Annotated in this window: 11 protein-coding genes; all 11 read left to right on the top strand. The window is 39.5% G+C overall.

What is annotated here, in order from left to right:
- Positions 1-5 precede the first annotated feature (5 nt).
- A complete protein-coding gene (locus BM097_RS03010) occupies positions 6-2,576 on the top strand; it encodes a PEP/pyruvate-binding domain-containing protein (protein WP_090545780.1) in 2,571 nt (856 codons plus the stop codon).
- 228 nt (positions 2,577-2,804) lie between these two features.
- A complete protein-coding gene (locus BM097_RS03005) occupies positions 2,805-3,515 on the top strand; it encodes a lantibiotic protection ABC transporter ATP-binding protein (RefSeq protein WP_090545777.1) in 711 nt (236 codons plus the stop codon).
- Between the two features lie 50 nt (positions 3,516-3,565).
- Positions 3,566-4,297 (top strand): lantibiotic immunity ABC transporter MutE/EpiE family permease subunit, encoded by a 732-nt coding sequence (locus BM097_RS03000; protein WP_090545775.1) that lies wholly within the window; start codon positions 3,566-3,568, stop codon positions 4,295-4,297.
- Between the two features lie 2 nt (positions 4,298-4,299).
- Complete coding sequence (locus BM097_RS02995) at positions 4,300-5,043, top strand: lantibiotic immunity ABC transporter MutG family permease subunit (protein ID WP_090545773.1); 744 nt, start codon at positions 4,300-4,302, stop codon at positions 5,041-5,043.
- Between the two features lie 37 nt (positions 5,044-5,080).
- Entirely contained in the window at positions 5,081-5,743 is a 663-nt protein-coding gene (locus tag BM097_RS02990) for a response regulator transcription factor (protein ID WP_090545771.1), read from the top strand.
- The gene (locus BM097_RS02985; protein WP_090545769.1) at positions 5,731-7,137 is read left to right on the top strand and encodes a HAMP domain-containing sensor histidine kinase; all 1,407 of its coding nucleotides are present in this window, start codon (positions 5,731-5,733) and stop codon (positions 7,135-7,137) included. The genes BM097_RS02990 and BM097_RS02985 overlap by 13 nt, the downstream gene beginning before the upstream one ends.
- 88 nt (positions 7,138-7,225) lie before the next feature.
- Positions 7,226-8,356 (top strand): aldo/keto reductase, encoded by a 1,131-nt coding sequence (locus BM097_RS02980; protein ID WP_177197350.1) that lies wholly within the window; start codon positions 7,226-7,228, stop codon positions 8,354-8,356.
- A gap of 372 nt (positions 8,357-8,728) precedes the next feature.
- Positions 8,729-9,946, top strand: coding sequence for an ROK family transcriptional regulator (locus BM097_RS02975; RefSeq protein WP_090545767.1), 1,218 nt, complete (start codon positions 8,729-8,731; stop codon positions 9,944-9,946).
- 31 nt (positions 9,947-9,977) lie between these two features.
- Positions 9,978-11,513 (top strand): multiple monosaccharide ABC transporter ATP-binding protein, encoded by a 1,536-nt coding sequence (gene mmsA, locus BM097_RS02970; RefSeq protein WP_090545765.1) that lies wholly within the window; start codon positions 9,978-9,980, stop codon positions 11,511-11,513.
- Between the two features lie 29 nt (positions 11,514-11,542).
- Positions 11,543-12,745, top strand: a complete 1,203-nt coding sequence (locus BM097_RS02965; RefSeq protein ID WP_090545764.1) for a sugar ABC transporter permease — start codon at positions 11,543-11,545, stop codon at positions 12,743-12,745.
- A 22-nt stretch (positions 12,746-12,767) separates the two neighbouring features.
- Positions 12,768-13,910 (top strand): substrate-binding domain-containing protein, encoded by a 1,143-nt coding sequence (locus BM097_RS02960; RefSeq protein ID WP_090545762.1) that lies wholly within the window; start codon positions 12,768-12,770, stop codon positions 13,908-13,910.
- Positions 13,911-13,988: the final 78 nt, after the last annotated feature.

The raw sequence follows: 13,988 nt of genomic DNA, 5'->3' as shown, positions 1-13,988 counted from the left end.
TTTTTATGGCAGCTTTTGAAAGAGTAAACTCAGGAATTCCACAGATGGATGAAGCTCTTGATAACATTAGGCTTGGGGATAATGTTGTTTTTCGAGTATCAAACTTAGAGGAATTTAAACTATTTTTAAATCCATACATTGAGCAGGCAAAGCATGATAAGAGAAATATAATATATTTCAGATTTGCAAGTCATGAGCCATTGGTGGAAGACTGCCCAGAAGTAAAGCGCGTGGATATTCCATTGTCTCATAGATTTGAAACCTTTACTGTGGATATCCACAATGTTATCGCTGATGAGGGATTGGATGCCTTTTATGTTTTTGATTGCTTGTCAGAACTTCAAGCTGCTTGGGCTACAGATTTGATGATGGGGAATTTTTTTAGGGTAACTTGCCCATTTCTCTTTACATTAGATACAGTGGCCTATTTTCCTGTGCTTAGGGGTATGCATTCAACCTATGCCATAAATAAAATAAAAAATACCGCGCAAGTGTTTATCGATGTTTATTCAGATGATAAAAACATATATGTCCGATCAGAAAAAGTTTGGAATAGACATAATGAAAAAATGCTTATGCCACATATTTATGACAAGGATACAGGCGATTTCTATCCAATTCTTGATGGTGTGAAATCTAGCCGTTTTTATCAGATTCTTGGAAAGCTACAGCGTTCTCAAAAAGAACAGCATTCAGATTTTTGGGATAGATTTTTTAATAAAGCAAAAGATTTATTCGAAAACGGCGAGGATGTAAAAGAGTACGCAGATAAAATGTGCAATATCATGATGACTCGGGATGAAAAGATGCGTCTTATGGTAAAGGAGAATTTTACGCCAGAGGATTATTTTGAAGTTCGAGAGCATATGATTGGTACCGGCATGATAGGTGGAAAATCTTGCGGCATGTTGCTTTCGAGGGCAATCGTGAGAAATAAATTGCCGGAGATATATGAGAATATCGAGCCGCATGATTCATTTTATGTGGGCTCAGATGTTTATTACACATATATTGTTGATAATGATTTTTGGGATTTGCGGGTTAAGCAAAGGAGTGACGAGGGATTCTTTGCCCTAGCTGAGCAGTTTTCTCAGAAGCTACTTAACGGTGCTTTTGATGATGCTATTGAAGAGCAATTTAGGGATATAATTGAATACTATGGGCAAGACCCATATATCATCCGCTCAAGCAGTATTTTGGAGGATGGCTTTGGAAATGCCTTTGCTGGAAAATACGAATCAGTATTTTGTGCTAATCAAGGTACAGATGAAGAGCGGTTGGCAGAATTTGAAAATGCAGTTCGCACGGTGTACGCCAGCACCATGAATCCTTCTGCCTTGGATTATAGAAAAAGAAGAGGCCTAGAAAAACGCGATGAACAAATGGCTTTATTAATTCAAAGGGTTTCCGGTTCCTATTATGGAAATAACTTTATGCCTTGTGCAGCGGGAGTAGGATATTCTTATAGTCCCTACAAATTTATTAAAGAGATTGACCAAAGCAAGGGCATGCTTCGTCTAGTAATGGGACTTGGCACATCTGCGGTAGATAGAACTCAGGGTTCCTATCCACGCCTTGTTAGCTTAGGTGCTCCAGAGAAAAACGTATATACGAATACAGCAGATATGCATAAGTACTCTCAAAGAAAAATAGAAGTAGTGGATACAATAAACAGGTGCTTAAAACAACTTGAGGTAAAGGACCTGCTTCCAAATATTTCTTTCTATCATAAAACAATGCTCCTTGATCATGATTATGATGCAGAAACTCGCCTCCGTGAGGTTGGTCGAAAAGATGAGGTGATGTTTGTCTCCTGCAGAGGGTTGGTAAAACGAGGGGAAATAATGGATGCCCTTAAAGATATAATGGCCTGTATACAAGCAGAATATCAACAGCCGGTGGATATAGAGTATGCCATCAATCTATCGGAAAACGATGATTATATGATTAATCTTTTGCAGTGTAGACCTCTTCAGGTATTTAATGATTTGGGAGAGGTTCAAATTCCAAATGATATTGCAGAGGACAGAATTATATTGGAAAGTTACGGGGATTCAATGGGGCTTTCTCGAATATCAAAACTGGATATTATAGTCTATGTTGACCCAATAGCTTATTACAATATGCCGCATTATGAGAAAGTAAATGTAGCTCATTTAATTAGTAGGATAAATGGCTTTATTTCGGAGAATGACAAACATGGTTTTCTCATGTGTCCCGGTAGAATAGGAACATCATCACCGGAGCTTGGTGTGCAAACTAACTTTGCTGATATAAGTGGTTTTGAGGCTATATGCGAAATGGAAGAACGAAAAGCTGGATACAATCCAGAGTTATCTTATGGAAGCCATATGTTCCAAGATTTAGTGGAACAGGATATTTTGTATACAGCAGTTTTTTCTGGAAAAGAAGACACGATTTTTAATCCAGAGTTGTTTAAAGGATATGATAATATTAACGAGAAATTTAAGGGTGGCACGGAATTAAAAGACATCGTACAGGTCTATAATGTCAGTGATAAGAATGTTCAAATATTTAATGATTTAAAAACAGAGCACTTTTTACTGACTTGCTAAAGCTTAGGTTCTTGTGGGCTTTTTCCTTAAGTAGCCCACAAGAAGTCATAATGAGTGCCTAGCCATTCAATAATCCATGGAAATTGCAGGGGCTTCAGAATACAAATATGAAAACTTTTCTAATAATCTTCATCAAATCTTTATTTTTTCTTCGTATTCTTTTTTCAGGTTGAAAAACACCTGTGATAACAAAAACCAAATTTATATTTTGAAAAAGAGGAAAATACAATGGAAATGATGCTTAAAACTAACGAACTTTGTAAGACATTTAAAGATCAGAAAGCTGTAAATAAAGTATCTCTGAATATACCGAAGTGCTGTGTGTACGGTCTTCTTGGACCGAACGGTGCAGGAAAGTCAACAACTCTTAAAATGATAACGGGAATCATGAAGCCCACAGCCGGTGAAATCATCTATGATGGAAAGCCTTGGAGCAGAGAAGTACTTGAAGAAATTGGAGCATTGATCGAAAATCCTCCAATCTATGAAAATCTTACAGCAAGAGAAAATCTTGAAGTAAGAGCAATACTTCTTGGAGCTCCAAAGAGCCGAATTGATGAAGTTTTAAAAACAGTTTCACTTTCAAACACAGGAAAAAAGAAGGCTGGTCAGTTTTCATTAGGAATGAAGCAAAGACTCGGTATAGCACTTGCTCTTCTTGCTAATCCCAATCTTCTTATTTTGGATGAGCCTACAAATGGACTTGACCCAATCGGAATAGAAGAGCTTAGAGAACTCATAAGATCTTTTCCAAAGCAGGGAATCACCGTAGTCCTGTCAAGCCACATCCTTTCAGAGGTTCAGATGTGTGCTGACTACATCGGAATAATCTCAGACGGTGTGCTCGGATATGAGGGGGAGCTTTTACCGGGACAGAATCTTGAAGAGCTTTTCATGGATGTTGTTAAGAAAAATCGTAATCTTAGTAATGTCGCATAAATAGAGTAAACTTCCAACCACTTAATAAATTAACTGAAAGGACGACATCGATGACTAACATAATAAAAGCAGAGTTTTTAAAACAAAAAAGAACCATCAGCAGTAAACTCATATTTGTATTCCCTATAATCACACTTGTTATGGCGTTTGTGCTTACATCAGGAATGACAAATGCATATGCAGAGAGTGTATGGAACTGGTGGTATGTGCTTCTCCTTCCGGGGATGATTGCTATTGTAAGTTATCTTTCCATAATGAGAGAAAAGAAAAACGGATACTACAATATCAAGACCCTTTCTATAGAGAAAAGAACGCTGATGCTTGGGAAAATAGCCTATCTTGGAATCCTTGTACTTGTATCAAATGCAGTGCTCTTTGCGGGAGCAGCCTTGGGTGGAGCCTTTTTAACAACTAGTGTTCCGGTAATTGGAGCAGCTATGACGGTTGTTGTTCTTACTATCACAGAGCTTTGGCAGATACCGCTGTTCTTATTCCTCAGTGAAAAATTCGGAATGGTAGTTGAACTCATAGTCTGCCTGTTCATAGCCATTCTTGGAGTAAGTTTGGCACCTTCAGGAAAATGGTTTTTATTTGTATCAGCAATATCCAATAGAATTGTTACTCCGCTTCTTCATATACTTCCGAATGGCATGAGAGCACAGGCTGGAGATCCGCTTCTTAGTACTTCTGTAATCTTTCCCGGCATTCTCATCGCACTCGCTCACTTTGTGATTTTAACTTATCTTTATCTTAACTGGTTTGAAAAAAGAGAGGAGCGATAAAAATGTTTACTAGATGTATTCGCGCGGATTTTTATAAAATGAAAAGAAGTCCTGTGGCAATAGCCCATATCATTATCCCAATTGTAGTAAGCGCAGTGTTTCTTGGTTATTATGCCACTTCAGGATGGAATGAGACTGATAAGATAACTGCATTTTATGAGACTCTTGGATTTACATTTCCTGTATTGATTGGAATATTTATTGCTAGTACAATGGAGCAGGAGCAAAATGCAGGAACGTTCCAAAATCTTCTTACATTAAGAAGTAAGACTGCACCGCTCTTTTCTAAGGCAGTGACATTACTTTTATTTAGTCTATTTGCCTTGTTATTCACAGCAGTTTTATTCGGATTTGGTTTTAATCTGCTTCACGGCTATAGCAACGTTTCAATTGGCTTGTTTGTTATGGCGGCCCTTGTGATGTGGATTTCTGCGATTCCACTTTATCTGTTATTTGAGATTATTGCCTTTGCTTTTGGCAAAGCTCTTACGATAGGCGCAGGTTTAATTTCAGGACTCATCAGTGCACTATTTCTTACAGATATGGGAATGTATATTTGGAAGATTGTACCATTTTCATGGACAGTCAAAATGCCTGATGTATTTCTTGAATACGTGCTTGTAGATAGGGGAGCACTTTCTGAGATTAAGTCACAGGCACTGATTTACCTGATAGTTGTCTGTGTATGCATAGCCGGATATTATGTTTTCAGTGCATACTATGATGGCAATAAGATATCTGAATAATCTGCTCAAGATTTAATAAAAAAGAGGATGAAATAATATGGCAAACATACTTGCAGTTGATGACGAAAAAGCCATTTTAAACATGATTGAAAATGTCCTTGTTAAGGATTCTCACACAGTTACAAAAATAGATGATCCCGCGAAAATTGAGATGGATAAGCTCTCACGCTTTGACCTAATACTACTTGACGTGATGATGCCAGGAATTGATGGCTTTGAGGTCTGCTCGAATATAAGGAATTTAGTTGATTGTCCGATCCTATTTATCACTGCGAAGACGGATGAGGGAAGTCTTGTAAATGGACTTGCCCTTGGCGCAGATGATTATATCTGCAAGCCTTTCGGAGTAATGGAGCTTCGTGCCAGAATCGGAGCGCATCTTCGAAGAGAAAAACGTGAGCATGTGGCAAGACTTGCCCTCGGCAGAATCTGCTTTATGCTTGAATCACGAAAGATGATGATTGATGAGAAGGAAATAAACCTCACAAAGGCTGAGTACGATATATGCGAGTTTTTGGCAAAGAACCGCGGCCAGATTTTTTCAAAAGAACAGATACTAGAAAAGGTGTTAGGCTACGATAGTGAGAGCAGCGATAGCACAATCATTACGCATATCAAAAATATAAGGACAAAACTCTCGAACTATGAGTATATGCCAATTAAGACAGTTTGGGGGATTGGATATAAATGGGAAGAGTAAAGAGTAAGGATAGAAGTAATAAGCGGGGAACGCTGGGGCTTGGAAGCATGTTTGAGGCCTATACTTTTTTAATGGGGTTTGCACTCATTATATGGGCTGCCGTAGTTTATTTTGCATTTGATATGCTTATGAATATCGGTGTTATCTACCCGGCTAACTACGCGGAATATAGAATAGATGAAGTTTGTGAACAGATTGAAACAGCAACTGAAGTGACAGCTGATCTGATTCCTGACGTATGCCATTATGTGGTTTTTTCAGAGGATGGAGAGGTTCTCGCAGGTGATCTTGGTGAAAAAGATGTAGAAACTGCATGGAAGGTATTATCGAATAAGAATTATAGTGACGGTAAATTCTATAGAGTTATTCTCCGTACTGATGAATATGTTGTCTTGCAGTACAGCCTTATGTCTCAGTATAGATTCATGTGGATGAATGAACATCTGCCAAAATCCGAAAATCTTATGATATTTTTCATTCTTTTTGGCTGTATTGGAATCATGCAGATTTTTGCAAAGAGATTCGGATACAGGATTAGAAAGAAGATGGCGCCTATGAGGGAAGCCTTAGAGCAGATTGGTGACAGGAACCTAGATTTTAAGGTTAATTATTCAGGTGTCAGGGAGATTGATGAATGCCTGGTGGTTCTTGATGACATGCGATATGCACTCAAGACTTCGCTTCAGAGACAGTGGGAGACTGAGCAGGAAAAGAGCAGGCAGATGTCAGCTCTTGCCCACGACATTAAGACTCCTCTTACAGTAGTTCGCGGCAATTCCGAGCTTTTATTTGAAACAGAACTGACGGATGAGCAGAAGAACTATGCGGACTATATTTCAGAAAGTGCACTTCAGATTCAGAACTATGTGCAGACCCTTATAGAAGTTACGAAGTCTCAGGAGGGTATCGAGCAGGAACCTGTTAATGTGAAGGTTGTTGATGTTCTGGCTGATATCAAAAGGCAGACCATGGGACTTTCAGAAGTTTATCAGCTTCAGATAAACTGGAGGGAAGATTTAGAAAATGGCGAGGCTGTTATTAGTGTCGTGTATGACCACCTTGTAAGGGCTGTCATGAATATTGTGAGGAATGCTTCTGAGTACACACCTAAGGGCGGCGTAATAAATATTACTGCTACTTACAGCGGTGAAGAACTTATTTTTACCGTTGAGGATTCCGGAAGCGGCTTCACGCCAGAAGCTCTTGCCCATGGCACAGAGCAGTTTTTCATGGATGATTCTAGCAGAACCGGTAGTTCTCATTATGGTATAGGATTGTTCTTTGCAAAAAAAGTCGCCAAGGAGCACGGCGGCAAGATTATTCTTGCCAATTCTAAGGAGACTGGTGGAGCCAAAGTCCAGATAAGTTTTATGCCTGTGGGTATTAGAATTTAAGTTCTGATACCTACAGGCTTTTTGCATTAAGGACTATATCCATGTTATTATATTTCGGTAAAAGGATTGTAATAACGGGAGGTATACGATGGTAGAAAATAAATTTTTTCCAGAGATTCATGGTAACTTTGGGTTTGGATGTATGAGACTTCCAATGCAGGACAAGGAAGTTGATCATGAACAGTTCATTAAGATGATTGATGCCTTTATAGCATCTGGTCTTAACTATTTCGACACTGCTCATGGATATATAGATGGCAAGTCTGAGACAGCCATTGCAAAATGCTTATCAGCGAGATATGACAGAAGCCAATTCTTGCTTACAAACAAGCTTACAGATCCATACTTTAACAAGCAGGAGGATATTCGTCCATTCTTCGAAAATCAGTTAAAGTGGTGTGGAGTAGAGTATTTTGATTTTTATCTTATGCATGCTCAGAATAAGGACAATTACAAAAAGTTCCAGGCATGTAAGGCATACGAGACAGCCTTTGAGCTTAAGAAGGAAGGCAAGATTAAGCATGTAGGTCTTTCTTTCCATGATAAGGCAGAGGTCCTTGATATGATTCTTGCAGATCATCCAGAGGTTGAAATTGTTCAGATTCAGTTCAACTACGTAGATTATGAGGACGCTTCTGTAGAAAGCCGTAAGGTATACGAAGTATGCGAGAAGCATAATAAGCCAGTTATTGTTATGGAGCCAGTTAAGGGAGGTAGTCTTGTAAATCTTCCTGAAGAGGCTGATAAAGTATTCAGAGATTTAGGTGACAAGAGCAATGCTAGCTACGCAATTAGATTTGCAGCCAGCTTCCCAAGCATGGCTATGGTTCTTTCAGGAATGAGCAACATGGAGCAGATGGAAGACAACCTTAGCTTCATGAAGGATTTTGAACCATTAACAGATGAGGAAATGGGAGCAGTTGCTCGTGTTACAGGTATCTTTAAGAACCTTAATCTTATTCCATGTACAAGCTGCAGATACTGCATCGAGGAAAATCATTGTCCAAAGAATATTCGCATTCCAGATATGTTCTCAGCAATGAATGCTCACGAGGCATTCCATGATTGGAACTCTGGTATGTACTATGATTTAGTAAGTGGAAGTGACAATGGAAAGGCTTCTGACTGTATTAAGTGTGGCAAGTGTGAAAAGGTTTGCCCACAGCATCTGCCAATCAGAGATTTACTTGATAAGGTAGCAGGAACTTTTGACAAGTAATTATAATCAGCTAAATATATAAAACAGTTAAGGAGCTGTGTACCTAAAAAGTGCACAGTTCCTTTTTTATTTTTTGTAGAAATAGCTGATTTTTATGATTAAGTTAGTGATTACTTTTTTTAAAATAATCATTAATTTTGACGATTTTACCTCAAATACCGTGAAATAGTGATTATTTGGGTGATTATTTGCATCAAAATAAGGCGCAATTAAGGTATTTGTGAGATATTTATAAAATTATAATGAGCTAATTCACAATCATTCACAAAGATGATTGAATTATCCGAAAACATATTGACCGGATTATAAAAAGCATTTAATGTATTAACAGTGTTAATCAATTAACACCCGAAACTAATCTCGAGGTAGAAAATGAAAAAGATAAATGAGGTAGCAGGAAACAATACAACAGATTTAACAGAGATGAATCGTTCCGCTATAGTGCGAATCCTTCAGCAAAAGGATAAATGCACCAGAGCAGAGATTGCAAAGCTCATGGGATTAACCCAGGCATCTATCACAAAGCTTGTTGCTTATCTGATTGATATGGGAATTGTCTCAGAGGTGGGCAGTGTAAAGGGCAAAGGTAATCGCCGTTCCATAGGACTTAGATTAAACGCCGAAAAAAATCTGGTTATAGGAGTAAAGTTTTCAAGACATGTATATGCTATAGGCGTGTTTGATATTTCAGGAAAGCTTTATGAGCAAAGTGAGACAGAGTACAGCTTAGAGGAAAAAGCAGGCAAGGTTCTGTCAGACATGAAAGCTCAGATAAAAGCCCTGTTAAAAAAATACGAAAAAGTAGTAGCCATCGGCTTGGCTCTTCCTGGTCCTTATCTTAGAAAAGAAGGACATATAGCAATGGTTACAAGGATGCCTAGCTGGCACAATGTAAACTTTATAGAAGAGTTCAAGGAGGAGTTTGACAAGCCGGTTTTCATCGAGCAGGATGCCAATGCAGGAGCTTTGGCAGAGTGGTGGTTTGGCAATCACGGCAGACCTCTTACATCCTTAACATATTTCCTGGTTGGTGAAGGTGTTGGTTCGGGAGTGGTTGATCACGATAGCCTGCTTCTTGGAAATCAGGGTATAGCCAGTGAGGTTGGTCACATCAGTATTGATTACAATGGTCCTACTTGCGAGTGTGGCAACAGAGGCTGCTTAGAGCTTTATTGTTCTACAATGGCATTTTTGAAGGAAGCCGAAGAAAAGCTTCCAGAGCTTTTTAAAGAGAGCTACAAAAACAGAGCCCAAGCATGTGAAAGAGTTTTTGAAACAGCAAGAAAGGGCAATGAAACAGCAAAGACGCTAGTTGAAAAAATAGCTGAATATATAGGTTACGGTTGTGTGACATTGATAAATGCATACGATCCGGAAATCATAGTAATAGGTGATAGCATTTCAAAGGGGAACGAATTGCTGTTGCCAACAATCAAAAGGGTGGTAAAGGAAAGAACCCTACCAGAAATAGGGGAAAGAGTAAGGATAGAAATATCAAATCTAAGCATTGACCCAACATTATATGGTGCAGCGGCCATAGCTACAGACAGGGTGCTTAGAAAACCTAGTGAATACTTAGTTACTAACTAAATTCATGCATAATAAAGGGAGGTAATAGAATATGGAGAAGGATTCTTTAATCCTTGAGATGCGAGGAATCACAAAAGAATTCCCAGGCGTCAAAGCTCTAGATGATGTTAACCTTTCAGTGAGAGAAGGCACGATTCATGCTATATGCGGGGAAAATGGTGCAGGAAAATCTACACTGATGAAAGTGTTATCTGGTGTTTACCCATACGGTACTTATGATGGCAAAATCATTTATATGGGGAAAGAGATGAAGTTTAAAAACATCAAAGAGTCTGAGAGTGCTGGAATTGCAATCATACATCAGGAATTGACCATGATTCCAGAGCTATCCATAACAGAAAATATTTTTATGGGTAACGAGATTGCAAGCAGGGGACTTATTGATTGGGCTGAAGAAAAACGTCGCACCTATGAAATACTGAAAAAGGTAGGATTATCGATTAATCCAGACATACTGATTAAGCATCTTGGCGTTGGTCAACAACAGCTTGTAGAAATTGCAAAAGCACTTTCGAAGAATGTAAAGCTTTTGATTTTGGATGAACCTACATCAGCCTTGAACGAGGCGGATTCAGAAAACCTGCTGAATCTGATGGTGGAGCTTAAGAATAAAGGAATCACTTGTATTATGATTTCTCACAAGCTAAATGAAATTGCAGCAGTTTCAGATGATGTAACTGTAATCAGAGACGGACACACTGTGGAAAGCTATGAGGTGGAGGCTGGCAAGGTGGATGAGGACAGAATCATCAAGGCCATGGTTGGACGCTCTATCGAAAACCGTTATCCAGAGCATGAATCACATCCTGGTGAAATCATTTTCGAGGTAAAGGATTGGTGTGTAGAAGATCCTGATGTTGAAGGAAGAATGCTTTGCAAAAATGCCAGCTTCAATGTAAGAGCTGGAGAAATTGTGGGATTTGCAGGGCTTATGGGTGCAGGAAGAACAGAATTAATGCGCTCACTATTTGGAAGAAATTATGGAATATATAGAGGTGGCACAGTAAAGATAAAGGGACGTGAGGTAAAGCTCACATCCGTGGAAGCTGCAATAAAGCAGGGCTTGGCATATGTGCCAGAGGATAGAAAAAACTTAGGGCTGAATCTTCTGGATTCAATCAGAAAAACAATCGTATCTGCCGATTTGGATAAGATTACAAAAAATGGGCTTCTAGATTTGAATGATGAGAAAAAATCAGCGGAGGAATATCGTAAGTCACTTAAGATAAAAACCTCAGATGTGGAAGCAGGAGTTACTACTCTTTCAGGCGGTAACCAGCAAAAAGTAGTTTTATCAAAATGGATGTTTACAGAGCCAGATATTTTAATTCTTGATGAGCCTACAAGAGGTATCGATGTTGGAGCTAAATATGAAATTTACAAGCTCATTCATCAATTAGCGGATGAAGGAAAAGCGGTAATACTTGTTTCGAGCGAACTCCCAGAGCTTCTTGGAATGGCTGATAGGATTTATACAATCTTTGAAGGTGCTATCACAGGAGAGCTGGCAAGCAGCGAGGCAAATCAGGAAGGCCTGATGAAGAAGATGACAATCACATCTAACTAATATGTGGATACGAAAGGACGGAATAATTTATGAAATACATTAAACAGGTGTTAGGCGGAGACCTTCGCCAATACACAATGGTACTTGCTTTAGGTTTGTTAATAATTATTTTTAATATTATTTCTGGTGGGAGAATGCTTACATCTTCAAACTTCCAGAATTTGATTTCAGGAAACGCATACGTACTTGTACTTGCTCTTGGAATGCTGATGGTAATTGTAATTGGTCAGATTGATTTGTCAGTAGGCTCTGTTGCAGGTTTTTCTGGAATGGTGATGGCGCTTGTTGCTAAAAACTACAATATCCCTTGGTGGTGCGCAGTGCTTATTGCAATAGCTATCGGTCTTTTGGCTGGTGCATGGCATGGCTTCTTTTTGGCTCAGCTTGGAATTCCTGGATTCATCACAACACTTGGAGGTATGATGATTTTCCGTGGAGGAGTTATTTGGATTTCTCATTCAATCTCAGTTCCAGCTCCAGAACAGCTTAAATGGTTTGGCGCAGGATATCTACCAGAATGGGGTCCAGCATTTACAGGCATGAACAACTCAACGCTTTTGCTTGGAATCATTGGAATTGTTTGCTATATCGTAGCCCAGCTGAAGAAGTACAAGCACTCTGGCGATGGCACAGGTGCAAAGGATCCGATTTGGGCAGTAATTGTAAGAATAGCCCTTATGACAGTTCTAATTGGATATTTCACATGGCTTTTTGGTTCAGGACGTGTTGGTACATCTTTCCCAGTACCAGGACTTATACTGCTTTTACTTACAATCATTTATCACATTATCACACAGCGTACAAAGTTTGGTCGTCACGTATATGCGGTAGGTGGAAACAAGGCTGCAGCAGCTCTTTCTGGTGTAAATGTAAAGAAAACATATTTCCTTACAATGATGAATATGTCATTTCTTGCAGCAGTAGCGGGCATACTTTTTGTAGGACGATCAACAGCAGCCGGCCCTGCAGATGGAACATCTTGGGAGATGGATGCAATCGCATCAGTATTTATCGGTGGTGCAGCAGTATCTGGTGGTGTTGGAACAATACTTGCAACAATCGTCGGTGGACTTGTAATGGCGGTACTTAACAATGGTCTTATGCTTATGGGTGTAGGCGCTGATAAGACACAGGTTATCAAAGGCTTTGTACTTTTAGCAGCAGTAGCCTTTGATGTATATAACAAAAAGAGTGGAAAGAGTTCTATCATCGGTAGAATTTTTTCAAAATAAAAAAACAATAGGAGGATGGATAATGAAAAAAAGAACACTTTTATCAATGGCAATGGTGGCAACTATGATGGTTGCAACATTTGCTGGCTGTGGGGGCAGTAGAGAGGGAGCTACTGATACAGCAGAACAGCCTGCAGCAGAAACAACAGAGGCTGCAGCTGAAGAAACAACTACAGCAGATATGCCAGGTTTTGATGCGGGGGCAACAATCGGTGTATCTCTTCCATGGCTTGGAACTCAGAACTGGAAGGAAGCTGAGGATATGTTTACAGAGCAGCTTGCAGAGGCTGGCTACAATCCAATCGTTCAGGCTGCAGACCAGAAGGTTACTCAGCAGCAACAGCAGATTGAATCTATGATTGAAAATGGCGCAAAAGTAATCGTAGTTGGACCTGTTGATGGTTCACAGCTTGGCTCTGTACTTGAGCAGGCCAAGGAAGCTGGAGTATACGTAATCGGTTACGACCGTCTCCTTGAGAATACTACAGGTGTTGATGGCGTTGTACAGTTTGGTTCTGTAAAGACTGGTGAGCTTCAGGCTCAGGCTTTACTTCAGGGATTAGAGGAAAAGAAGGGTGAAGGCCCTTACAACATCGAGCTTTTTGGTGGTGGTCCAGCAGATCCTAACGCACCAAACTTCTTCACAGGTGCTATGTCAGTGCTTCAGCCAAAGATTGATGATGGTACAGTAGTAGTAGTTTCTGGTCAGACAGATTTTACACAGTGCGCAACAGTTGATTGGGACAATGCAAAGGCTCAGTCTAGAATGGATTCACTTCTTTCAGGCTTCTATTCAGACAAAGATATTCATGGTGTCCTTTGCCCTAACGATGGTATCGCAAGAGCATGTATCACAGCTTGCGAGAATGCTGGTCAGGAGATTCCTGTAGTATCTGGTCTTGATGCTGAAAACGAATCTGTTGAATGGGTATGGCAGGGACGTCAGTATTCAACAGTTGCAAAGCCAACAGATGATTTGGTTAAGGAAACAATCGAAATTATCAACTCACTTCAGGCAGGAAATGGAATGCCTTCAACATCAGTAACAGCAGACAATGGTGTTATCGAAGTTCCTATTTACGAGCTTCCTCCTGTAGTAGTAACAAAAGACAATGCCAAGGAAGTATTTGCAAATGATCCTTCAAGATTAGATCTTTTAAAGTAATTTCTTCTTCATAACTCTTTTAAAAGAGGGCAGTGTAACCACACTGCCCTTATATATTAGCTTGCGGAGGCGGATTGA

This window comes from Pseudobutyrivibrio sp. OR37, assembly GCF_900113655.1.
Taxonomy (GTDB): Bacteria; Bacillota; Clostridia; order Lachnospirales; family Lachnospiraceae; genus Pseudobutyrivibrio.
Note: the sequence above shows the minus strand (reverse complement) of the source record. Positions and strands in the feature narration are given on the sequence as shown.

Excerpts from the sequence above, each read along its gene's own strand:
- BM097_RS03010 (WP_090545780.1), top strand. The coding sequence starts at position 6 with ATGGCAGCTTTTGAAAGAGTAAACTCAGGAATTCCACAGATGGATGAA.
- BM097_RS03005 (WP_090545777.1), top strand. The coding sequence starts at position 2,805 with ATGGAAATGATGCTTAAAACTAACGAACTTTGTAAGACATTTAAAGAT.
- BM097_RS03000 (WP_090545775.1), top strand. The coding sequence starts at position 3,566 with ATGACTAACATAATAAAAGCAGAGTTTTTAAAACAAAAAAGAACCATC.
- BM097_RS02995 (WP_090545773.1), top strand. The coding sequence starts at position 4,300 with ATGTTTACTAGATGTATTCGCGCGGATTTTTATAAAATGAAAAGAAGT.
- BM097_RS02990 (WP_090545771.1), top strand. The coding sequence starts at position 5,081 with ATGGCAAACATACTTGCAGTTGATGACGAAAAAGCCATTTTAAACATG.
- BM097_RS02985 (WP_090545769.1), top strand. The coding sequence starts at position 5,731 with ATGGGAAGAGTAAAGAGTAAGGATAGAAGTAATAAGCGGGGAACGCTG.
- BM097_RS02980 (WP_177197350.1), top strand. The coding sequence starts at position 7,226 with ATGGTAGAAAATAAATTTTTTCCAGAGATTCATGGTAACTTTGGGTTT.
- BM097_RS02975 (WP_090545767.1), top strand. The coding sequence starts at position 8,729 with ATGAAAAAGATAAATGAGGTAGCAGGAAACAATACAACAGATTTAACA.
- mmsA (WP_090545765.1), top strand. The coding sequence starts at position 9,978 with ATGGAGAAGGATTCTTTAATCCTTGAGATGCGAGGAATCACAAAAGAA.
- BM097_RS02965 (WP_090545764.1), top strand. The coding sequence starts at position 11,543 with ATGAAATACATTAAACAGGTGTTAGGCGGAGACCTTCGCCAATACACA.
- BM097_RS02960 (WP_090545762.1), top strand. The coding sequence starts at position 12,768 with ATGAAAAAAAGAACACTTTTATCAATGGCAATGGTGGCAACTATGATG.